The 22,123-nt window shown below is 33.9% G+C and carries 23 protein-coding genes; 19 read left to right on the top strand and 4 right to left on the bottom strand.

Annotated elements, in window-relative coordinates:
- Positions 1-74 precede the first annotated feature (74 nt).
- The 4 genes from TD18_RS03180 to TD18_RS03165 all read left to right on the top strand — a co-directional run bounded on the left by TD18_RS03180 (position 75) and on the right by TD18_RS03165 (position 3,840).
- Positions 75-1,265 carry a pyridoxal phosphate-dependent aminotransferase gene (locus TD18_RS03180; RefSeq protein WP_040248365.1) on the top strand — a complete coding sequence of 397 codons (1,191 nt, stop codon included), beginning with the start codon at positions 75-77 and terminating at the stop codon, positions 1,263-1,265.
- On the top strand, positions 1,265-2,278 hold the full coding sequence (gene murB / locus TD18_RS03175; RefSeq protein WP_040248363.1) for a UDP-N-acetylmuramate dehydrogenase: 1,014 nt from the start codon (positions 1,265-1,267) through the stop codon (positions 2,276-2,278). The genes TD18_RS03180 and murB overlap by 1 nt, the downstream gene beginning before the upstream one ends.
- A 216-nt stretch (positions 2,279-2,494) precedes the next feature.
- Complete coding sequence (locus tag TD18_RS03170) at positions 2,495-3,025, top strand: RNA polymerase sigma factor (RefSeq protein ID WP_040248361.1); 531 nt, start codon at positions 2,495-2,497, stop codon at positions 3,023-3,025.
- A gap of 11 nt (positions 3,026-3,036) precedes the next feature.
- The gene (locus TD18_RS03165; protein WP_040248358.1) at positions 3,037-3,840 is read left to right on the top strand and encodes an anti-sigma factor; all 804 of its coding nucleotides are present in this window, start codon (positions 3,037-3,039) and stop codon (positions 3,838-3,840) included.
- Positions 3,841-3,922: 82 nt separating this feature from the next.
- Here the strand turns inward: TD18_RS03165 and aqpZ are convergent, their stop codons facing one another.
- A complete protein-coding gene (aqpZ, locus tag TD18_RS03160; RefSeq protein ID WP_040248356.1) occupies positions 3,923-4,609 on the bottom strand; it encodes an aquaporin Z in 687 nt (228 codons plus the stop codon).
- Positions 4,610-4,789: 180 nt separating this feature from the next.
- Between aqpZ and TD18_RS03155 the strand changes: the two genes are divergently transcribed.
- From TD18_RS03155 to TD18_RS03125, 7 genes are read left to right on the top strand one after another with little or no spacing between them, the layout of a single operon-like run.
- On the top strand, positions 4,790-4,993 hold the full coding sequence (locus TD18_RS03155; protein ID WP_040248354.1) for a hypothetical protein: 204 nt from the start codon (positions 4,790-4,792) through the stop codon (positions 4,991-4,993).
- 6 nt (positions 4,994-4,999) lie between these two features.
- Positions 5,000-6,112, top strand: a complete 1,113-nt coding sequence (locus tag TD18_RS03150) for a glycosyltransferase (protein WP_040248352.1) — start codon at positions 5,000-5,002, stop codon at positions 6,110-6,112.
- Complete coding sequence (locus TD18_RS03145) at positions 6,103-6,651, top strand: RNA polymerase sigma factor (protein ID WP_052461026.1); 549 nt, start codon at positions 6,103-6,105, stop codon at positions 6,649-6,651. The genes TD18_RS03150 and TD18_RS03145 overlap by 10 nt, the downstream gene beginning before the upstream one ends.
- Before the next feature lie 6 nt (positions 6,652-6,657).
- The gene (locus TD18_RS03140) at positions 6,658-7,869 is read left to right on the top strand and encodes an Nramp family divalent metal transporter (protein ID WP_040248348.1); all 1,212 of its coding nucleotides are present in this window, start codon (positions 6,658-6,660) and stop codon (positions 7,867-7,869) included.
- Between the two features lie 49 nt (positions 7,870-7,918).
- Positions 7,919-8,797: a lipoyl synthase gene (lipA, locus tag TD18_RS03135; RefSeq protein WP_040248346.1), complete on the top strand. Its 879-nt coding sequence runs from the start codon at positions 7,919-7,921 to the stop codon at positions 8,795-8,797.
- Positions 8,798-9,814 carry a type I glyceraldehyde-3-phosphate dehydrogenase gene (gap, locus tag TD18_RS03130; protein WP_040248344.1) on the top strand — a complete coding sequence of 339 codons (1,017 nt, stop codon included), beginning with the start codon at positions 8,798-8,800 and terminating at the stop codon, positions 9,812-9,814.
- Between the two features lie 30 nt (positions 9,815-9,844).
- A complete protein-coding gene (locus TD18_RS03125; RefSeq protein WP_040248342.1) occupies positions 9,845-12,076 on the top strand; it encodes an ATP-binding protein in 2,232 nt (743 codons plus the stop codon).
- Here TD18_RS03125 and lpxK read toward each other — a convergent pair whose 3' ends face one another.
- Positions 12,077-13,111, bottom strand: coding sequence for a tetraacyldisaccharide 4'-kinase (gene lpxK / locus TD18_RS03120; RefSeq protein WP_241480635.1), 1,035 nt, complete (start codon positions 13,109-13,111; stop codon positions 12,077-12,079). It lies immediately after the preceding gene.
- Positions 13,112-13,155: 44 nt separating this feature from the next.
- On the opposite strand from lpxK, the gene TD18_RS03115 reads away from it, so the two are divergent.
- From TD18_RS03115 to msrA, 3 genes are all read left to right on the top strand, one after another.
- Positions 13,156-14,250, top strand: a complete 1,095-nt coding sequence (locus tag TD18_RS03115) for a Nif3-like dinuclear metal center hexameric protein (RefSeq protein ID WP_040248340.1) — start codon at positions 13,156-13,158, stop codon at positions 14,248-14,250.
- Between the two features lie 2 nt (positions 14,251-14,252).
- The gene (locus TD18_RS03110) at positions 14,253-15,035 is read left to right on the top strand and encodes a zinc ribbon domain-containing protein (protein ID WP_040248338.1); all 783 of its coding nucleotides are present in this window, start codon (positions 14,253-14,255) and stop codon (positions 15,033-15,035) included.
- A gap of 133 nt (positions 15,036-15,168) precedes the next feature.
- Positions 15,169-15,828, top strand: a complete 660-nt coding sequence (gene msrA, locus TD18_RS03105) for a peptide-methionine (S)-S-oxide reductase MsrA (protein ID WP_040248755.1) — start codon at positions 15,169-15,171, stop codon at positions 15,826-15,828.
- Positions 15,829-15,913: 85 nt separating this feature from the next.
- On the opposite strand, the gene TD18_RS03100 is transcribed toward msrA, so the two are convergent.
- Entirely contained in the window at positions 15,914-16,708 is a 795-nt protein-coding gene (locus TD18_RS03100) for a class I SAM-dependent methyltransferase (protein WP_040248336.1), read from the bottom strand.
- A 124-nt stretch (positions 16,709-16,832) separates the two neighbouring features.
- Between TD18_RS03100 and TD18_RS03095 the strand changes: the two genes are divergently transcribed.
- A complete protein-coding gene (locus TD18_RS03095; RefSeq protein ID WP_040248334.1) occupies positions 16,833-17,525 on the top strand; it encodes a hypothetical protein in 693 nt (230 codons plus the stop codon).
- Between the two features lie 151 nt (positions 17,526-17,676).
- On the opposite strand, the gene TD18_RS03090 is transcribed toward TD18_RS03095, so the two are convergent.
- Positions 17,677-18,096: a (4Fe-4S)-binding protein gene (locus tag TD18_RS03090; RefSeq protein ID WP_040248328.1), complete on the bottom strand. Its 420-nt coding sequence runs from the start codon at positions 18,094-18,096 to the stop codon at positions 17,677-17,679.
- Positions 18,097-18,223: 127 nt separating this feature from the next.
- Between TD18_RS03090 and kynU the strand changes: the two genes are divergently transcribed.
- The 4 genes from kynU to TD18_RS03070 all read left to right on the top strand — a co-directional run bounded on the left by kynU (position 18,224) and on the right by TD18_RS03070 (position 22,102).
- Positions 18,224-19,492, top strand: coding sequence for a kynureninase (gene kynU / locus TD18_RS03085; protein ID WP_040248753.1), 1,269 nt, complete (start codon positions 18,224-18,226; stop codon positions 19,490-19,492).
- A 67-nt stretch (positions 19,493-19,559) separates the two neighbouring features.
- Positions 19,560-20,957: an FAD-dependent oxidoreductase gene (locus tag TD18_RS03080; RefSeq protein ID WP_040248326.1), complete on the top strand. Its 1,398-nt coding sequence runs from the start codon at positions 19,560-19,562 to the stop codon at positions 20,955-20,957.
- Positions 20,958-21,026: 69 nt separating this feature from the next.
- Positions 21,027-21,461, top strand: a complete 435-nt coding sequence (locus TD18_RS03075; RefSeq protein WP_052461025.1) for a RidA family protein — start codon at positions 21,027-21,029, stop codon at positions 21,459-21,461.
- A gap of 5 nt (positions 21,462-21,466) precedes the next feature.
- On the top strand, positions 21,467-22,102 hold the full coding sequence (locus TD18_RS03070) for a hypothetical protein (protein WP_040248324.1): 636 nt from the start codon (positions 21,467-21,469) through the stop codon (positions 22,100-22,102).
- Positions 22,103-22,123: the final 21 nt, after the last annotated feature.

The raw sequence follows: 22,123 nt of genomic DNA, 5'->3' as shown, positions 1-22,123 counted from the left end.
TCCGTTTATTAGCATCAATTTTTAAATAAACTTTAAGATAATTTTCAGAACTTTACCACTTAAATAATTTTAACATGCCAAGAATATCAAAAAAAGGGCAACAAATGCCTGAATCTCCTATTCGAAAGTTAGTTCCTTTTGCTGAAAAAGCTTACAAACAAGGAAAAACAGTTTATCACTTAAACATTGGTCAACCCGATATCAAAACACCTCAAATAGCTTTAGATGCAGTTAAAATTCACTCTTTAGATATTTTAGCATACACACGTTCTGAAGGATCTGAAGGCTACCGAGAAAAAATTGCAAATTATTATGCAAAACATGATATTCATGTAAAACACGATGACATTATAGTAACTACTGGAGGAAGTGAAGCTTTGTTATTTGCATTCGGAAGTATAGCAGACGTTGATGATGAAATTATAATTCCTGAACCATTTTATGCCAACTATAATGGATTTTCAACTGCTTCAGGTGTAAAAGTTGTTCCGGTAATTTCTAAAATTGAAGACAATTTTGCCTTACCTCCAATTGAGGAATTTGAAAAATTAATCACTCCTAAAACCAAAGCGATTCTTATTTGTAACCCTGGAAACCCAACAGGTTATTTATATTCAAAGGATGAAATACGGAAGTTAGCAGAGATTGTAAAAAAGCATGATTTGTTTTTGATAGCTGATGAAGTTTATAGAGAATTTGCATATGATGGTATTAGTCATTATTCTATTTTACAAGAAAAGGGCTTAGAAAATCACGCCATAGTAATCGATTCTGTTTCTAAACGATACAGCATGTGTGGCGCTCGAATTGGTTGTTTGGTATCCAAAAACAAAGAGGTCATCAAAACGGCTTTAAAATTTGCTCAAGCAAGATTAAGTCCGCCAACCCTTGCTCAAATTGCAAGTGAAGCTGCTTTAGATACACCACAAAGTTATTTTGATGATGTTATCAATGAATACGTAGAACGAAGAAATGTTGTCATAGAAGAACTCAGCAAAATTGAAGGTGTTCAAGTAGCTAAACCAAAAGGTGCTTTTTATTGTATCGTACAATTACCCATTAAAAATTCGGATGCTTTTGCACAATGGCTGTTAGAATCTTTTGATGTCAATGGAGAAACAGTCATGGTTGCTCCTGCAGCTGGATTTTACAGCACTCCTGGTGTTGGTTTAAATCAAATTAGAATTGCATACGTATTAAACAAAGACAGTCTTATCAAAGCAGTAAATATTTTAAAACAAGCTTTAAAAGTTTATAAAGATTAGTGCAAATTCAACATAACATATCACTTAAACCATATAACACCTTTGGTATTGATGTAAAGGCCAAACAATTTATATCTGTTACCACAATTACAGATTTAAAATCTATTTATTCTGAACGGCGTGAAGTATCTAAATTCATTCTTGGTGGAGGAAGCAACATGTTGCTCACAAAAGATATTGAAGCGCTTGTATTACACATAAATTTAAAAGGAAAACATATCATTTCGCAAACCGAAGATTATGCTTTTGTTAAAGCAAGTGCTGGAGAAAACTGGCATGAATTTGTGCTATGGACTTTAGATAACAACTTTGGTGGTTTAGAAAATTTATCACTTATTCCTGGAAATGTTGGGACCAGTCCGATACAGAATATCGGCGCTTATGGTGTTGAATTAAAAGATACATTTTATTCTTGTGATGTATTGAACCTTGATACGTTAGAGATAGAAACTTTTAAAAATAGTGATTGCAAATTCGGCTACCGTAACTCAATCTTCAAACAGGAAGCTAAAGGAAAATACATCATTTTAAGTGTTGTTTTTAAGTTAACCACAAACAACCATGTAATTCATACTAACTATGGCGCAATAGCTTCCGAATTAGAGCAAATGCAAATTTCGAAACCGACGATTCAAGATGTTTCCAAAGCAGTTATTTCCATTAGAAAAAGTAAATTACCAGATCCCAATGACATTGGCAATAGCGGGAGTTTTTTTAAAAATCCAATGATATGTAAAGATGCTTTCGTAAAACTACAAGAGAATTTTCCAAATGTACCACATTATGTGGTTTCAGAAGATGAAGTTAAAGTTCCTGCAGGCTGGTTAATTGAAACCGCAGGATTTAAAGGCAAATCGTTTGGGAATTATGGTGTCCACAAAAAACAAGCTTTGGTGTTGGTGAATTATGGTGGAGCTAGTGGTCATGATATTTTAGAGCTTTCAAAACTTATACAACACACCATTTTACGACTATTTGATATTACCATTGAAGCTGAAGTAAACATCATATAATAAACAAAAAGCCCCAATAATTTGAGGCTTTAGTCTTACTGCAGAAATTTGAAAAAGCTATTAATCAATTTCTTAAGAAAGAAGTTTAATTTCTACAGATATAAATTTTAATTTTGTACTGTTAATTTTAATTAACTTTACCAACCTTATATATATACGAACACAAATAGACATTTGGATCATTTCAAATTCAATTTTTACAAAATTTAATTTTTTTTGAGCACACCTTTAGAACAACAAATCGTACAACTACTTGAAGGAGGAGACAAGAGAGCCATTAGTCTTCTCTATGAAAATTATTCAGATAGTTTATATGGTGTCATATTGAAAGTTACTGTAAATGAAGAAATAGCTCAAGATGCCTTACAGGAAACCTTTGTAAAAGTTTGGAAAAACGCAAAAAAATACGATTCCAAAAAAGCAAAATTATTTACTTGGTTATATCGTATTGCAAAGAATACAGCCATTGATAAATTAAGAAGTTTCAACAATCGATTCGATAAGGAAGTCCAAATTGATAAATCAAACGTATATATCTTACCAACAGCAAATTTAAATCAAGATGTACTCGATTTAAAAGAGCATGTGGCAAGGTTAGATGAAAAGTACCAAATCGTGTTGAAAGCCCTATTTTTTGAAGGGATGACGCAACAAGAAGCAAGCGACGAATTAGACATTCCGTTAGGTACAATTAAGTCTAGATTAAAAATAGGATTACGAGAACTAAAAAAAGTTTATGATCCTTAAATTTATGATATATGGAAAAAAAACTACATACTTTTTTTCAGTCTGGTTTACTTGATAAGTACATACTAGATGAAACTTCTGCTTCAGAACGCCTGAAAGTAGAACATTTTATTGACACCTATCCAGAAGTGGAAAGTGAATACAAAAGGTTACAAGATAACCTTGAGATTATCGCTAAAGCCAGTGCTGTTGAAGCGCCTGAATCTATTTTAGATGCAATTTTAGATGACATTGAAGACAATACAACCCCTGTGATTCAATTAGTTAATAAACAACGTAAAACTCCATGGTATAGTATTGCTGCTAGCGTTGTTGCTTTACTTTTTGCTGGTGGATATTACTTAAAAACACAACAAAATTTAGACTTATTAAAAGAGAATCAAGTTGTGGTTGAAGAAATTTTTGACTTAAGAAGTGATATAGAAGAAAATAATAAAAGACTCGACAATTTGATGCATGAGTTTATGAAACTCAATAATCCTGAAACCGAAAAATATGTGTTTAGAGGAAATGATCGTGCTAAAGATTTGAAAACAGTAGCTTACATTAATCCTGTAGACGAAACGTCTATGATTGATGTAGTATCTTTACCACAATTACCTGAAGATCAAACTTATCAACTATGGGCTGAAATGCAAGATAGAATGATTAACCTTGGAATATTAGATGCATCACAAAGACAGTTACAATCTGTACCCTATGTTAAAGACGCTTTAGCATTAAGTATTACAATTCAAGATAAAGATCGTTTAAACAGAACTGAAGCTGACAGTGCAGTTGCAGAAATAGATTTAAACAATAAACGAAATAATTAATAGCCACTAGTTTTTAAAATTGAAAGCCACTTTTGAATGAGTCAAAAGTGGCTTTCTTTATTAGTTCTAAGAATGATAGTATCTATTCTTTATCAAATAACGCCTTATGTATAAATCCTGCAACTATGGCACCAGCAATTGGCGCTAACCAAAACAACCACAATTGAGCCGTAAATTCTCCTCCTGCAAACAATGCCTGACTTGTAGATCGTGCTGGATTAACTGATGTGTTAGAAATGGGAATACTAATTAAATGTATGAGGGTCAGTGCCAAACCAATGGCAATTCCTGCAAAACCTTTTGGTGCTTTTGGATAAGTACTTCCCAAAATAACCAATAGAAAAAACATCGTGAGTACAAATTCAGCAATTAATACAGACATCATGCTAAAACCTCCTGGAGATAATTCGTCGTAACCATTGGCTGCGAAGCTACCTATATCCACAAAATCAGCTTTACCTGAAACAATAATGTACAAAACAGCAGCAGCAGCTATAGCTCCAACAACTTGGGCTATAATATATCCTACAAGATCTTTTGCAGGAAACTTGCCTCCAGCCCACAAACCAAGTGAAACTGCCGGATTAAAATGTGCTCCTGACACATGTCCTACAGCATAAGCCATTGTTAACACTGTAAGACCAAAAGCTAGCGAAACGCCAACAAAACCAATTCCTAATTCTGGAAATGCAGCGGCAAAAATAGCGCTACCACATCCTCCAAAAACAAGCCAAAATGTTCCGAAGAACTCTGCGAATAATTTTTTCATAAGTGATAAAAAGTATTAGTTAGTGAATTTAAATTTATGATAATTATTAATAAGACACTAAAATTGTTAAAAAGTCACTAGATCACTAATATTCAAACCACAACAAGACTATCCATTCTATTTATTCGATAAAACATCTGAAAAATTGTATCTTTGTCTTCAAATTTTTAACCTTCGTTTATGAAACTCATTATCATAACATTAATACTCTTAAGTTTAGGTGTAGCTGGTATTGCCATTAAAATCTGGGCAAAAAAAGACGGCAAGTTTGCAGGCACATGTGCAAGCCAAAACCCTATGCTCAATCAAGAAGGTGAAGCTTGTGGGTTTTGTGGTAAAACACCTGACCAATTCGAAAATTGCAACGAATCACAACATTCTTAATCTTTAATGATTATCTTAGAAATAGCATTCTACGTATTTATCGTTACTGTAGGTATACAACTTGTTTTTTACGGAATCATTTTCAACAGCTTACCGAGACACCAATCTGTTACACCTCATCAAAAAAATATTTCAGTTTCAGTTATAATCTGTGCAAAAAATGAAGCTGACAACCTCAGAACCTTTTTACCATTAATAATGGACCAAGCGTATTCTGATTTTGAAGTTATTCTTATCAATGACAATTCAAAAGATGATACTTTAGAGGTTTTAGAACACTTCAAAGAAAAACACAGAAATATTAAAATCGTCAATGTTAAGCCCATTGAAAAATTTTGGGGCAATAAAAAATACGCATTAACTCTTGGCATTAAAGCAGCGACTCACAATTTCCTATTATTTACCGATGCAGATTGTAAACCACGTTCTCGGTATTGGATTCAAGAAATGAACTCGCATTTTACTAATGAAAAAACTATCGTATTGGGCTATGGTGCTTATAAAAAAGTGAAAGGTTCATTCTTAAATAAATTGATACGTTATGAAACCTTTTTAACAGCTATTCAATATTTATCTTACGCATCACTAGGGCAACCATACATGGCTGTAGGAAGAAATTTAGCCTATAGAAAAGAACAATTTTTTGAAGCTAACGGCTTTATGCAACATATGCATTTAAAATCTGGTGATGATGATTTATTTATTAATCAAACAGCCACTGCTTCAAATACGACAATATGTATTTCTAAAGAAAGTTTTACTGAATCGATTCCTAAACAATCAATAAAAGATTGGACATTACAAAAACGAAGACATATCAGTACTGCAAATTATTATAAGCTTAGACATAAGATTTTTTTAGCAAGTTTCTATTGCTCTCAGTTACTATTTTGGTTATTAGCAATCGTGTTAATGAGTTTTATGTTTCAATGGAAACTGGTTTTAAGCTTGATTGTTTTAAGATTTATAATTCAACTCATAAACCTCTTTTTGGCGTCGAAAAAACTCGATGAAAATGACCTCCCTTTTCTTAGTCCTGTACTTGAGTTATTTTTAATTGCCTTTCAATTCTTTATATTTATAAAAAATATGATATCAAAACCGGAGTATTGGAAGTAAAAGAAGCCATTGAAAGAGCAAAAGCCAACGACCAAATCGCATTTAATTTTTTACTGGATACGTTTTGGAATAGCGTTTACGGATTTCAATTAAAACGTACTGAAAATGAAAATGATGCTGAAGACATAACTATTCAAACGTTTTCAAAAGCATTCGATAAAATACATACTTACGATGAAAAGTTTGAGTTTAAAACCTGGCTAATTACCATTTCGAAAAATATTCATATTGATTTACTACGAAAACGTAAATCCTCAGTTGCCCATACGTCGAATAGTGATGAAGATGATGACTTTCACGCCATTATTGATGAATCTCCTTCACCTGAGGACAAACTAATTACAGAGCAAAATCTTGCTAAATTACTTCGCGATATTAAAAAGTTGAAACCACATTATCAGGAGGTAATCAATTTAAGATATTTTCAAGAACTAAGTTATAAAGACATCTCTCAACAACTTGATGAACCTATGAATAATGTCAAGGTTAAATTACTTCGAGCCAAAAAATTATTAGCTGAGATTATAAAGAAGAAATAGCAAAACGTGAAGATTACTCTCAAAAAAATAGGTCCAGGATTATTATTTGCTGGTGCAGCTATCGGAGTTTCACACTTAGTTCAATCTACAAGAGCAGGAGCAGATTTTGGTTTCGGCTTACTTTGGGCTTTACTTTTAGTTAACCTTTTTAAATATCCTTTTTTCCAGTTTGGACCTCGATATGCATCAGCAACTGGAGAATCACTCCTAGATGGTTATAAAAAACTTGGAAAACCGGTATTAATTGCCTATTTCATCCTCACTTTTGCAACAATGTTTACCATTCAAACAGCTGTAACTATAGTCACTGCGGGAATTGCGACCTCTTTATTCGGAGATATTTTCAGTATTGAAATCTGGACCGTAATTATATTAGCTATCTGTCTTCTAGTATTACTTGTTGGAAAGTATAAACTTCTTGACAAACTCATAAAACTAATTATTATAACACTCACTCTAAGCACAATAACTGCGGTTTGTTTTGCTTTAGGAAATAAAACACAAGCCATTTCATTTCAACAAATACTTCCAGGTGACAGTATAGAGATTGCTTTTTTAATTGCTTTTATGGGTTGGATGCCAGCACCTTTAGACATATCTGTATGGCATTCGCTATGGACGCTCGAAAAAGAGAAATCATCAGGAAAATTTTCTCCTAAATCTGCAATATTCGATTTTAATGTCGGATATATTGGCACAATCATCTTAGGTGTCGCATTTTTAGCTTTAGGTGCTTTGGTCATGTTTGAAAGTGGAGAAACGTTTAGTCCTTCAGCAGGAGCATTTGCCAATCAACTGTTAGATATGTACACAAAAAATTTAGGCAAATGGGCTTATGTATTTATTGGCATAGCGGCTTTTACAACCATGTTTAGCACAACTTTAACCACATTAGATGCGTCACCAAGAGCTATGGCAAAAACGACACAATTACTCCTTGGTCATATTTTAAAAAATGGGTACTTATTTTGGATTCTCATTTTAACTATTGGTACCATTATCATTTTCTTTTTCTTCGCTTCAGAAATGGGATTATTAATAAAAGTGGCGACAATACTTTCGTTTTTAACAGCGCCTTTTTATGCAATAATTAACTATGTACTAATCTCTAGCCAACACACTCCAAAAGCATGGAGACCAACAAAAGTGTTGCATTTGTTAAGTGTTTTTGGAATTGTATTCTTGGTAAGCTTTAGCATTTGGTATCTCATATATTAAGATTTATTTAAAAGAATACTTTGTATCTTTGTAATTGAAATTTTCAAGAATGAATACACAAGTAGTTTCAAATACAACCACCGAACGTCAGCCAAAACCAAAATGGCTTCGTGTTAAACTTCCAACGGGTAAAAAATACACCGAATTAAGAGGACTTGTTGACAAGTACAAATTGAATACCATTTGCACATCTGGTAGTTGCCCAAATATGGGTGAATGTTGGGGAGAAGGTACTGCAACATTCATGATTTTAGGAAATGTATGTACGAGATCTTGTGGGTTTTGTGGTGTAAAAACTGGACGACCAGAAACTCTAGATTGGGACGAGCCAGAAAAAGTGGCACGTTCCATAAAAATCATGAGTATCAAACATGCTGTTTTAACGAGTGTCGATAGAGACGACCTGAAAGATATGGGAAGTATTATGTGGAGCGAAACGGTAAAAGCTGTTAGACGTATGAATCCTGACACTACTTTAGAAACACTTATTCCAGATTTTCAAGGTTTAGAACAACATATTGACAGAATTATTGATGTTGCGCCAGAAGTCGTATCGCATAATATTGAAACTGTAAGACGATTGACTAGAGAAGTTCGTATTCAAGCAAAATACGATCGTAGCATGCACGTGCTTAAATATTTAAAACAACAAGGTCAGCGTCGTACTAAATCTGGTATCATGTTAGGTTTAGGCGAAACTCGTGAGGAAGTCATCGGAACACTTCATGATTTAAGAGCGAATGATGTCGATGTTGTAACTATTGGTCAATATCTTCAACCTAGTAAAAAGCACTTACCTGTAAAACAATTTATCACTCCTGAACAATTTGACGAGTACAAAGCGATAGGACTAGATTTAGGCTTTCGTCATGTTGAAAGTAGTGCCTTAGTAAGATCGTCATATAAAGCGCAAAAACACATCAACTAGATGATTAACATTGCAATTAATGGTTTTGGTCGTATTGGAAGACGCGTTTTTAGACTCATCCAAGATCGAGAAGATATTCAGGTGGTAGCCATTAATGACCTTGCAGATGCTAGAACACTTAGCCATTTACTTAAATACGATAGTATTCATGGCGTGTCAAAACATGAGACTTCATATTCAGAAGGTACAATTGTAATTGATGGCAGATCTATTCCTCTTTTAAACTATAATCATCCTAAAGATATTGACTGGACTCCGTTTCATATTGATTACGTCATTGAATCTAGTGGAAAGTTCAAGTCCTCGTCAGAATTAGAATACCATATTACAAATGGTGCAAGACAAGTTATACTCTCTGTACCTCCAATTGGAGATGACATCAAAACTGTGGTTTTAGGTGTTAATGATGATGAGATTATAGGAAATGAAAAGATTATTTCCAATGCCTCGTGTACCACCAACAATGCAGCTCCAATGATTGCTGTTATTGATAAACTTTGCGGTGTAAAACAAGCGTATATTACAACAGTTCATTCCTATACCACAGATCAAAGTTTACACGATCAACCTCATAAGGACTTACGACGCGCTCGAGCGGCAGGTCAATCTATTGTGCCTACAACGACTGGTGCTGCAAAAGCCTTAACTAAGATATTTCCAAATTTATCAGATGTTATTGGTGGCTGTGGAATTCGAGTTCCAGTTGCTAATGGCTCTTTAACCGACATAACCTTCAATGTTAAACGCACAGTCACTATCGAAGAAATTAATGCTGCTTTTAAAAGCGCTTCTCAAACGCACTTAAAACATATACTTGAATACACTGAAGACCCTATAGTATCTATAGATATTGTTGGAAATCCGCATTCGTGCATATTTGATTCTCAGATGACTTCTGTGATTGGAAACATGATAAAAATCGTGGGTTGGTATGATAATGAAACTGCTTATGCTACAAGAATTTTAGATTTAATTTGCAATTTATCGATGAAATTAGTACGTTTATCGAATAAATAATTATATTTGTCCAAATAAAGTGGCAAAAATATGTCCCAAATTAAATATTACATATTAGCTTTTTTAATCACTTTATCAATGTTTGTTTCTGCTCAGGAAGATTCAGAAGAAGACATTGATATATTAAAAATGCGCATTGAAAACCTAGTGACTCAATCCAATTTCGATAATGAGAGAGGTGACTATTTTAATGCCAAAGATAATCTTGAAAAAGCACTCACAATAGCTCAAAAAATTAGTGATAGAAAAAGTGAAGGCGAAATCTATACTAAAATTGCCAAGCTTCAATTTACGGTTAATGAACATGAAAATGCTCTAGTTTCATTGACAAAAGCGGCTGAAATTCAGCGCGAAATCAATGATTATGGTAACCTGGCCATGACCTATAATATTAGAGGCGCACTTCATGCAAGTAAAAAAGAATACCAAACAGCATTAGATTATTTTAATTCTGCAAAAACAAAATTTGAAGAGGAAGATCTAGAGCGCTTTATTCCTGAAGTCACTCTTAACGAAGCTAAAGTAAATCTTGCAATCAAAGATTATAAAACTGCTAAATCATTGCTTGAACGTACCATCGTATTAGCAAAAAAATATGATCAAAATAATATTTTATCAAATGCTCTTATTTATAGTGGAAAAACTATTGACAAACTAGGCAATAACAAGTTAGCGATTTCAATGACTCAAGAAGGATTAGAAATCGCTGATGCTAACGGATTTATTGAAAACACCAATGAAGCCTATCTGACGCTTAGTAATATTTATGAAAATGAGGCTGACTACAAATTAGCTCACGACTATTTAGCAAAGCACGTGCATTTATCTGACTCTATTCTAAATATCAAAAGAGAAAATTTAACGCCAGAGAAAAGAGTACAATATATCGATGCTTATAATGCTGCTGATTATGAAAAATTGAAAACAATAATTGAAGAACAAGAATCCGAAAGTAGCTTGGCTAAAATCACTACAATACTCAGTATTGCCTTAATTACTATCTTATCGTTGCTAACATTAGCGCTTTATAAAAACAATAATATTCGACTGAAGTCTAATAACATGCTGCATGAAAAAAATGATGATCTTATTGAAGCCATGCGTAAAGCAGAACAAGCATCAAAAACAAAAGCCAACTTCCTTTCTACGGTAACTCATGAGTTAAGAACTCCTCTGTATGCTGTTACTGGATTAACCAATATGCTTTTAGATGAAGACCCAAAAGAACATCAGATACCACATTTAAAGTCTTTAAAGTTTTCAGGTGATTATTTATTAACATTCATTAATGACATTCTTCAAATCAACAAGATTGAAGCGAATAAAGTTGAACTTGACCCAGTGCAGTTTAACTTAAAAATGAAAGTTGAAAACGTAGTGTCTGCTTTAAACAATTCGGCATTAGATAACAATGTTATCATGCATTACGAATATCAAAAAGACTTGCCACACACGTTTATTGGTGATAATTTAAAAATATCTCAAATATTAATCAACCTTATTGGTAACTCCATCAAGTTTACCAAAGATGGTGATATTTGGGTACGTGTATATAGTATTTCTCAAAATGGAGACGATCATATCCTTCGATTTGAAATTGAAGATAATGGTATTGGAATCTCCAAAGAGAAACAAGACAATATGTTTGAGAGCTTCTCCCAAGGCTCTATTCAGATTAACAGAAAATATGGAGGTACAGGACTTGGCCTCTCTATTGTAAAAGGATTAATTGAAATATTAAAAGGAAAAATTTACCTCAAAAGTGAACTCGGAAAAGGAACAACTTTCTTTTTCGAAATACCATTAACCTACGCTCCAGAAGAAGTTGAAATTATTAAAGAAGACTACTCTAAAAACATTAGCAAATTGGACATTAGCAACATTAAGATTTTGATTGTTGAAGACAACAAGATTAATCAAATGATTACCAAGAAAATCTTGAATAAGATGGGACTTGAGTGTGAAATCGTAGACAATGGTGAAGCAGCAGTTGAAAAAGTGAGAGAAAACAACTATGACGTTGTACTCATGGATATTCATATGCCAGGAATTAGCGGATTAGAAGCTACTAAAATCATTAGGACATTCGACAAAGAACTGACTATTTTTGCACTTACTGCGGTAACTTTAGAAGACAAAATGCATGAATTTGATGAAGCCGGATTTGATGACATCATTTCTAAGCCTTTCAAACAAGAAGATTTCGAGAAGAAATTATATGAGGTGCTTTCTGAAAATGAAAAAACAACACCATCAGTATAATTACGTTTTCAAAAACGAAGCAAGTGCTTCTTCAAATAATTTTGAGTGCTCTATTTTAAATTCAATAGGCATATAAAATAAAGCATCACTATCTTTAAAATAAGGTAATAACCTGACATAATCTTTTTCTGTAGTTAATATTCTATTCTTCTTTTTCAGACTTAGAATCTCATCATCTGTAAAATTATGATGATCCTTAAAATTTAAATGCTCAAACTTCAATCCTTTATGCTTCAGGTATTTTTTTAATGGCTTCGGATTTGCAATTCCAGTCACTAAGGTAAATGTATCATCTTTCAATTCGTTTAAACCTAAATCTTTTTTTTCATTCAAAATACGTTGAGAATACTCAATAGAACTAAAAAACACATCTTGGTTTGGCAATGGTTTTAATCGCTTCTTAATTATAGCCTTTTCGGCTTCAGAAAGCGATTCAGGACATTTGGTCACCACAATTACATTAGCACGCTTAGCACCAGTTTTTGGCTCTCTTAAATCACCAGTAGGCAAAACCATATCATCACAATAAAGCTTGTCATAAGCTGTCAATAAAATATTAAATCCAGCCTTTACCTTTCTATGCTGAAAGGCATCATCGAGCAAAATAATATCTGGTTGCTTTTTATCAATCAAATTGGAAATACCACGTCGTCTGTTAGAATCTACAGCAACAGTCACTTCTTTAAACTTATTATAAAACTGAAAGGGCTCATCACCTATTGAACGCACAGTTGCTTTTTCATCAGCAATAATAAATCCGGAAGATTCTCGCTTATAGCCTCGACTTAATGTTGCAACTTTAAAATCTTGACTTAGAACTCTGATAAGATATTCTATAGTTGGCGTTTTCCCTGTTCCTCCAACACTTAAATTTCCAACACAAATAATCGGAATTTGATAAGAGGTTGAAGACTTCCAACCTAAATCATAAAACATATTGCGCAACCAGGTTACCAAATAATATATGGGCACAACAGGTAATAATAAGTATCGAACTAGCTTCATTTTTGCAAAATCAATTGCTAAGATAATCATATCAAATGACTATAAAATTTTATATTTGAAACAAATTCACAAATATGATCGTAAAAGATGTCATCAACTATTTAGAAGATTTAGCTCCTCTTAATTATGCAGAAGACTTTGATAATGTCGGACTTCTGGTTGGAGATCAACAAGCACCTGTTACAGGTATATTAGTGACTTTAGATACTTTAGAAGCGGTTGTTGATGAAGCGATCGCAAAAAACTGTAATCTAATTGTGAGTTTTCATCCTATTATTTTCAAAGGTTTAAAAACAATAACGGGTAAGTCTTATGTTGAAAGAACCGTTTTAAAAGCCATTAAAAATGATATCGCTATTTATGCCATTCATACGGCTTTAGACAATGCGCTAAAAGGCGTTAATGATATTATTTGCAATACTCTAGGACTAAAAAATAAGAAGATTTTAATACCACAAAAAGGTACCATAAAAAAACTGACCACTTATGTTCCGACAAAAAATGCAAATGCTTTAAGATCTGAATTATTTAAAGCTGGAGCAGGAAACATTGGCAATTACGATAGTTGCAGTTTTAATACTGAAGGAAAAGGCACGTATCGAGGCAATGAGTCTTCAAATCCGAAAGTGGGCAAAAAAGGCGAATTACACGAAGAACCTGAAACTCAAATTTCAGTGACATTCAGCAAACATGTGGAGTCTCGACTTTTAAATGTCCTTTTTGAGCATCATCCTTATGAAGAAGTTGCTTTTGAAGTCACCACACTAGATAATTATAACCAGAATATTGGTATCGGCATGGTTGGTGAGCTCGAAACTCATCAAAAAACGGAAGCATTTCTTCAGTTTGTAAAAGAAAAAATGAATGTCGCCTGTATCAGACATTCAAAGCTCATCAAAAAAAACATATCTAAAGTTGCCGTGTTAGGTGGCTCCGGAAGTTTCGCGATCTCAGCAGCTAAAGGTGCTGGAGCTGATGTTTTAATTACTTCAGATTTAAAATATCACGATTTCTTTTCAGCAGAAAACGACATTATATTGGCTGACATTGGACATTATGAAAGCGAACAGTTCACAAAAAACTTTTTAGTTGACTATCTCTCGAAAAAAATTACTAATTTTGCAGTCGTTTTATCAACGACGAATACAAATCCGGTAAAGTATTTATAATTATGGCAAAAAAAGCTGAAACATCTGTTGAAGATAGATTAAGAGCATTGTATGATTTACAATTAATCGACTCTAGAGTAGATGAAATTAGAAACCTAAGAGGAGAACTCCCTTTAGAGGTTCAAGATTTAGAAGATGAAGTTGAAGGTTTAAACACTAGACTAGAGAAACTAAGTACTAATCTAGAGCTTATTGATGATCAAATCAAAGGAAAGAAAAATCTTATTGAAGAAGCGAAAGCACTCATCAAAAAGTATTCTGAACAGCAAAAAAATGTTAGAAATAACAGAGAATATAACTCTTTAACTAAAGAAGTTGAATTTCAAGAATTAGAAATTCAATTGGCTGAAAAGCACATTAAAGAATTTAAAGTTCAAATCGAACAAAAGAAAGAAGTCATTGCTGAAACGAAAGACAAACTTAAAAGTCGTCAAACACACCTCAAGCACAAAAGAGGTGAGTTAAACGAAATTTTAGCTGAAACTCAAAAAGAAGAGGATGCTTTATTAAAAAAATCTGAAGATTTCCAAAAGAAATTAGATGATCGATTGGTAAACGCTTACTTACGAATTAGAAATAACGTAAAAAATGGATTAGCAGTTGTTGCCATCGAAAGAGGTGCTTCGGGAGGATCATTTTTTACAATTCCACCACAAATTCAAGTTGAAATTGCGTCACGTAAAAAAGTAATTACAGACGAACATAGTGGAAGAATTCTTGTTGATGCTGAATTAGCTCAGGAAGAAAAAGAAAAAATGGAAAAAATGTTTGCTAAACTTTCTTAGTAAACCTTAAATACGTTTTTAAAAAGCCTTCATCTATTGAAGGCTTTTTTATTTTAATAAAACTTTCACAAACTTCGCATTAAGGTTTCTTATCTTTTATCGACTTAAAGAAAAAGAAAACCTAAACATGAAAATGAAAACAATTTTAACCACATTAGCCATTACCTTATTATTCAGTTGTCAAAACATGGCGCAAGTGAGTAAGGAGCAACAAGCTGTTATTAATGCAAAACCTATTGAAGTTCCTCTAAAAAACGGAAAAGCCAAAGCCTATTTTGCCAGTGGGTGCTTCTGGTGCGTAGAAGCTATTTATGAAAGTGTAAAAGGTGTTGATGAAGTCATTAGTGGTTATTCTGGTGGATTTACAGACAATCCTACATACGATTTAAGCAATACAGGAAGAACTGGTCATGCAGAAGCTGTCGAAGTTATTTACGATCCGAATGTGGTAAGTTTTGCAACCTTAGTTGACGTGTATTTTGCTTCCCAAAATCCAACACAGGTTAACGGTCAAGGACCAGATCGTGGATCGCAATATCGATCTATAATTTTTTATCAAAATGATACGCAAAAGAAAATCATTGAGGAGAAAAAATCAGCTCTGGCGAAACAACTCGATGCTGAGATTGCCGCAGAAGTGTATCCATTTCAAAAGTTTTGGGTAGCTGAAGATTACCATCAAAATTATGAAAGACTTCACCCAAATAATGGTTACATTAGAAATGTATCGATTCCGAGATTGAAACGTTTTCAGGCAAAAATGCCAGACGTTCTAAAGGATAATAGTCATTAAGAGTAGAGCGAAGAATCTAAACGTAAACTAAAGATGCTGCGCTTCATTCCATTTAGCTCTGCATGACATCACATAATTAAAACAACTAGACTTTAGTCGCTTTAATTTCGAAAATAAGAGGATACAACTTATCCTTAGTGGTATACATACCATACTCAGTTTGTATTAAATCTGGCAAAACATTGTATGGACTTTCATCATATTCGTTTACGTAGTCAATGGTCAATCCAGCTTCAATTAGCGCATTAATTACTTCGCTCAATCCATGATTCCAGCCATATTCTTTGCTAGTCATTTTTGAACCTTGATTAGCATAAGTCCCTTCATATTCTTCATAAATAGGCTCGTCCTGCATATAACCATATTTCATAATTGGTTTTCCGTCTAAATAATCAAACATCCAGACTATAGGATGAAATTCAGCCATATAAAACGTTCCTCCTTGTTTTAAACGTTCAGCAATCATGTTTCCCCAAGGTTTTAGATCTGGCAACCAGCCAATAACACCATAAGACGTGAATACGATGTCAAATGTGTCTTTTACATACTTTGAAGTATCTAAAACATTGCATCGCACAAATTCTGCATCAAGTTGTAATTCTTCATTTAAAGCCTTCGCTAAAGCAATGCCCTCATCACTTAAGTCGACACCAACACATGTTGCTCCTGCTCTACTCCAACTCAACGTATCTTGTCCAAAATGGCATTGTAAATGCAATAATGATTTCCCATTCACTGCTCCTAGTGCTTTTAATTCATAAGGCATCAAAGATGACTTTCCGCTTTTAAAAGCTTCTAAATCGTACATATCACTTTTGGAATGAACTTTCACTTTCTCATTCCAGGTGTTTCGGTTGACTTCAAAATAATCTTCATTCATAACATCACTATTAAATGACTAAATTAATAATAACTTCGGAAACACAACCTATATCATACAAATCCTGCAAGGTTTCAAAACCTTGTAGGTATCTATCGATTAAAGTATCTTTGACAAAAAACTAATGACACGACTATCATCCTTTTTATGTTTCATACTTCTTTTTTCGGCTTGTAAAACAGACACAAAAGAACAAACCACCACAGTCGAAGCAGATTCAGAATTAAAAACTGAATCAACTACAGCTGAAAAAATTGCCCTAGCTCATGGTTTTGAAAACTGGAAACATGTTAACGACATACAATTCACTTTTAATGTAGATCGCGATAGCAGTCATTTTGAACGCTCTTGGACTTGGAATCCAAAATCTGATGATGTTAGATTAGTAACAGATACTGATACCATTCAATACAATAGAACATCTGTTGATAGTTTATCAATAAATGCTGATAAAGCTTTTATTAATGATAAATTCTGGTTGCTTATTCCGTTTCAAATGGTATGGGATAAAGGCACAACCATTTCAGAATCATCAACAGCAGTTGCGCCAATCTCTAAAACTGAATTAAACAAAATAACACTAACCTATGGAAACGAAGGTGGCTACACTCCTGGAGACGCTTATGATATTTATTTCGATAAGGATTACATAATTCAGGAATGGGTATTTCGAAAAGGAAACTCTGAAGAGCCATCAATGACTACAACCTTTGAAAACTATCAAGATGTCAATGGCATTAAATTCGCTCACGACCATAAAATGACAGAGGGTAATTTCAATCTTTACTTTAGCAATATTAAAATAAAGTCATTTTAAAACATCTAAACCATGACCTTTAGACGTATATAAAGTATATTAATATTCCGCAGTATGCGTCTATATATATTCAAAGCGCTTCATCTATTGAGTTGAAGCGCTTTTTACTTTAATAAACTTTTGTTTTACTGTCTGTAACTCTTAAAAAAAATCAACCAATAAATTGATGATCAATATGCGCACCATCACAATAGGGCTTATTCTGTGAAGCACCACATCTGCAAAATGCCGTCGTTCTATTTTTAGTTTCCTCTATACCATCTTTATAAGTGACTTTCAAAGTTCCATATATGAGAAGCGGACCGTTTTCAAGCACCTCAACCTTTGTTTCTAAAGATTCAGATTCATTATTCTTCTCATCATTCATATAATAACTCAATGCACCAGACGGACAAGCTTTAACTTGGTTTACTAATGCTTCAGTTGAAGCTGCATTAATTTTAATCCATGGTTTTTCTTTAGGCTGAAACACCTCACCAAGCCCTTTAACACATATCGCAGAATGAATGCAAGCTTCAGGTTCCCAGACGATTGTAACATCTCCATTGCTATACGCTTTTGTCTTTCCCATATCGTTTTGATTTCTTTAAAGATACTAAAAAAAGCAATTTATATCAGCACTAAAAATTGACGCTTTCAACAGTTCTTTACTACAGTAATTATTCTTATTTTTGTTAGATACCATAAAACCAAACACCTTGTCCAACTATAAATTAGGTCTTGAATTCGCAAAACAACAAGACCAGAATGACGAACTATCATCGTATCGAAAACAGTTTCATATTCCGAAAGACAACAACGGAAACGAGCTCATTTACATGACAGGAAACTCTTTAGGTTTACAGCCTAAAATCACAAAAGATTATATCAATCAAGAACTTGATGACTGGGCAAATCTTGGTGTTGAAGGTCATACAGAAGGCAAACATCCATGGTTGCATTATCACGAATTTTTAACTGAAACCATGGCGAATATCGTAGGCGCAAAACCCATGGAAGTTGTCGTGATGAATTCACTAACAGCCAACCTCCACTTTATGATGGTGAGTTTCTATAAACCAACACCTAAACGTTATAAAATTTTAATTGAAGCTGATGCGTTTCCTAGCGATAAATATGCTGTGGAATCACAATTACGTCACCATGGTTATGATGATAAAGAAGGCTTAATTCTTTGGAAAGCCCGCAAAGGTGAAGAATTAGCCAATTATGACGATTTAGAAACCATTTTTAATCAACATGGCGACGAGATTGCTTTGGTGATGATTGGTGGTGTAAACTATTACACTGGTCAATTTTTCGATTTAAAACGCATTGCTGCTTTAGGACATAAACACGGTTGCATGGTAGGTTTCGATTGTGCGCATGGCGCAGGAAACGTACCATTGAATCTTCACGATTCTGGAGCCGATTTTGCAGTTTGGTGTTCGTATAAGTATTTGAACTCAGGACCTGGCAGCTTGTCTGGTGCTTTTGTTCATGAACGTCATGCACATAGAAAAGATCTTAATCGTTTTACAGGTTGGTGGTCGCACAATAAGCAAACGCGTTTTAAAATGCGTGATGAATTTGATCAGCTGCCTGGAGCTGAAGGTTGGCAATTAAGCAATCCGCCTATTTTATCTATGGCAGCAATAAGAGCATCTTTAGATGTATTTAAGGCTGCTGGTTTTGATAAATTATGTGAAAAATCAAGGAAATTAACTGGTTATTTTGAGTTCCTATTAGATGAACTCAACAATTCAGATATAAAAATAATCACACCACGCAATCCAGACGAACGTGGTTGTCAATTGTCAATTCAGGTCAAAAATGCAGATAAAGGATTGCACAATAAGCTTACAAAAGCCGGAATCATTACCGATTGGAGAGAACCAGATGTGATTAGATGTGCTCCAGTTCCGTTATACAATTCGTATATGGATGTTTACGGATTTGTAGAGCGATTGAAAACAATTTTGAATTAAAAAAGTGTCACCTTGAGCGCTGTCGAAAGGTCTTAAAAAGTTTCAACTGCGCTAGACTAGAAAACATATGAGCAAACAACAAAACATTCTTATTATTGGTGCAGGTCTCTGCGGAAGTCTTCTCGCATTACGTTTAGGCCAACGAGGCTATAATGTAACCGTTTACGAAATGCGTCCTGATTTACGAAAGACAGATATTTCAGCAGGTCGTTCTATTAATTTAGCATTTTCAGATCGAGGCAACAAAGCCATGAAACTGGTTGGGATTGAAGACAAAGTAAAAGCGCTCTGTATTCCAATGAATGGTAGAATGATTCATGATCAAGAAGGGAATACTTTTTTATCAAACTACAGTGGAAGAGATCACGAATACATCAATTCTATCTCTCGAGGTGGATTAAACGCACTTTTACTTGACGAAGCCGAAAAACACGATAATGTCACCATCCATTTTAACAAAAAATGTAAATCGGTAAATTTTGAAGATACTACAGCAAGATTCAAAGACCATCTAACTAAAGATGAGTTTGTTGAAGATGCCGATTGTATCATAGCTACCGATGGTGCAGGTTCTGCACTTCGAAGAAGTTACTATTTGGAACGTAAGTTTTTATTTAGTTTTTCACAAGATTATTTAACGCATGGTTACAAAGAATTATCTATTCTTCCAACCAGAACAGGTGATTACAAAACGTATAAAAACGCACTACATATCTGGCCAAGAGGTGACTTCATGGTCATTGCGCTGCCTAATTTAGACGGAAGTTTTACAGTAACTTTATTCTTGAGTTATGATGAAGGCGAATACAATTTCAATAATTTAACAACGCCAGAAATGGTTACCGAATTCTTCCAGAAAGAATTTCCTGATGCTTTAGAACTCATGCCAAATCTGGTTGAAGATTTTTTCGACAACCCAACAGCGCCTTTAGGAACTGTAAAATGTTCGCCTTGGCATTATAAAGGAAATACCTTGCTAATGGGAGATTCTGCACATGCGATTGTACCTTTTTACGGACAAGGGATGAATGCGTCTTTTGAAGATGTAGTAGAATTTGATGCGGTTTTAGATCAGCACGAAGGCGATTGGGAAACTATATTTTCAGCATATGAAAAAACCAGAAAGAAAGACACCGATGCAATTGCTGATTTAGCCATTGATAATTTTCACGAAATGAAAGACCACGTTGGTCAAGCGATTTTTCAGGAGAAACGAAAAATTGAAATGGCATTGGAACGAGAGTTTCCAGACGACTATTCATCTAAATATAGCTTAGTCACCTTTAATGAGCATATTGGTTACAGAGAAGCCATGCTGAAAGGTCGTGCTCAAGACAAAGCCATTTTAAATATGCTAGCTGATGGCATTATCTCAACAGAAGATGACATAAAAGATATTTTAGATAAAGTTAAATCAGCAACCGAAGCCATTTTAGAAGATGATAGAATTGCTGGATTGCACTGATTAGTGATTAGTGCAAATCAAATAAATAATAAAAATGAGATTCTGAGATAAGCTCTGAATACCAAGAATATGGAAGAAAAAGACAATAAGATTCCTGCTTCCGCAGGAACTGGAGTAACACCAAGAGGAGCATATCCACATGTAAAGCAAGTAGGCGATTTCATTTTCGTCTCAGGAACCAGTTCAAGACGACCTGACAATTCTATTGCAGGAGTTGACCTTATTGATGACATGGGAACTAAACGACTCAATGTTTACACACAAACTCAGGAAGTTTTAAAAAACATTGATGCCAATTTAAAAAAAGTTGGTGCTAGCCTTAAAGATGTGGTTGATGTCACCTCGTTTTTAGTCAATATGAATGATTTCGCAGATTACAACAAGGCTTATGGTGAGTTCTTTGACAAAGCTACAGGACCAACACGAACCACAGTTGCTGTGCATCAACTACCTCATCCAGATCTGGTCATTGAAATTAAGGTTATGGCTTATAAGAAACAATAATACTAATGATTAAATTCTTCCGAAGCATACGTCAATCATTGCTTGCTGAAAACAAATTCAGTAAATATCTATTGTATGCTCTTGGAGAAATCATCTTGGTTTTCATAGGTATTTTCATGGCGCTTCAATTCAATAACTGGAATGAACGCAAAAAGATTGAAAAAAACATCACAACTACGCTAACCATTTTGAAAGATGAAATTATTTCAAATAAAAACAGCATTGCCAATGTTAAAGACTACCATATTATGGTTAGAGATACTTTAAGAAAAATGGATTTACCAAAAACTGAAGAAGGCATCAATGAAGCATTGGGTTTTTGGAGAGGAATGAATACTCCACGCCTTAGAAATGCGGCTTTTCAAACAAGTATTCAATCTGGAATGAACAGAGAGTTTAATCCAGTTCTGCTAAACACGCTCAATAATTTGTACACCTATCAAGACAGTTATAATGAGTTTAACACGAAATCCAGTCAAATTTTTTTTAATGCTGATTTTACCGATGCCAATAATTTTGCTAAAACAATGGCTAAAGTTCAAATGACCATGACCGATTTGTTTTATTACGAACGAGAATTATCAGACATTTATAATCATTGTATTACTCAAATAGATTCTATTTATCCTGCTCGTGATTGATTAACTTTAGAAAAATTAAAC

It is taken from the genome of Psychroserpens mesophilus (assembly GCF_000826645.1).
GTDB lineage: Bacteria > Bacteroidota > Bacteroidia > Flavobacteriales > Flavobacteriaceae > Psychroserpens > Psychroserpens mesophilus.
Note: the sequence above shows the minus strand (reverse complement) of the source record. Positions and strands in the feature narration are given on the sequence as shown.

Bases quoted from the DNA above. Each gene is read 5' to 3' on its own strand.
- TD18_RS03180 (WP_040248365.1), top strand. From the start codon at position 75: ATGCCAAGAATATCAAAAAAAGGGCAACAAATGCCTGAATCTCCTATT.
- TD18_RS03165 (WP_040248358.1), top strand. From the start codon at position 3,037: ATGGAAAAAAAACTACATACTTTTTTTCAGTCTGGTTTACTTGATAAG.
- aqpZ (WP_040248356.1), bottom strand. From the start codon at position 4,609: ATGAAAAAATTATTCGCAGAGTTCTTCGGAACATTTTGGCTTGTTTTT.
- TD18_RS03155 (WP_040248354.1), top strand. From the start codon at position 4,790: ATGAAACTCATTATCATAACATTAATACTCTTAAGTTTAGGTGTAGCT.
- TD18_RS03150 (WP_040248352.1), top strand. From the start codon at position 5,000: ATGATTATCTTAGAAATAGCATTCTACGTATTTATCGTTACTGTAGGT.
- lipA (WP_040248346.1), top strand. From the start codon at position 7,919: ATGAATACACAAGTAGTTTCAAATACAACCACCGAACGTCAGCCAAAA.
- gap (WP_040248344.1), top strand. From the start codon at position 8,798: ATGATTAACATTGCAATTAATGGTTTTGGTCGTATTGGAAGACGCGTT.
- TD18_RS03125 (WP_040248342.1), top strand. From the start codon at position 9,845: ATGTCCCAAATTAAATATTACATATTAGCTTTTTTAATCACTTTATCA.
- lpxK (WP_241480635.1), bottom strand. From the start codon at position 13,111: ATGATTATCTTAGCAATTGATTTTGCAAAAATGAAGCTAGTTCGATAC.
- TD18_RS03115 (WP_040248340.1), top strand. From the start codon at position 13,156: ATGATCGTAAAAGATGTCATCAACTATTTAGAAGATTTAGCTCCTCTT.
- TD18_RS03110 (WP_040248338.1), top strand. From the start codon at position 14,253: ATGGCAAAAAAAGCTGAAACATCTGTTGAAGATAGATTAAGAGCATTG.
- msrA (WP_040248755.1), top strand. From the start codon at position 15,169: ATGAAAACAATTTTAACCACATTAGCCATTACCTTATTATTCAGTTGT.
- TD18_RS03100 (WP_040248336.1), bottom strand. From the start codon at position 16,708: ATGAATGAAGATTATTTTGAAGTCAACCGAAACACCTGGAATGAGAAA.
- TD18_RS03095 (WP_040248334.1), top strand. From the start codon at position 16,833: ATGACACGACTATCATCCTTTTTATGTTTCATACTTCTTTTTTCGGCT.
- TD18_RS03090 (WP_040248328.1), bottom strand. From the start codon at position 18,096: ATGGGAAAGACAAAAGCGTATAGCAATGGAGATGTTACAATCGTCTGG.
- TD18_RS03080 (WP_040248326.1), top strand. From the start codon at position 19,560: ATGAGCAAACAACAAAACATTCTTATTATTGGTGCAGGTCTCTGCGGA.
- TD18_RS03075 (WP_052461025.1), top strand. From the start codon at position 21,027: ATGGAAGAAAAAGACAATAAGATTCCTGCTTCCGCAGGAACTGGAGTA.
- TD18_RS03070 (WP_040248324.1), top strand. From the start codon at position 21,467: ATGATTAAATTCTTCCGAAGCATACGTCAATCATTGCTTGCTGAAAAC.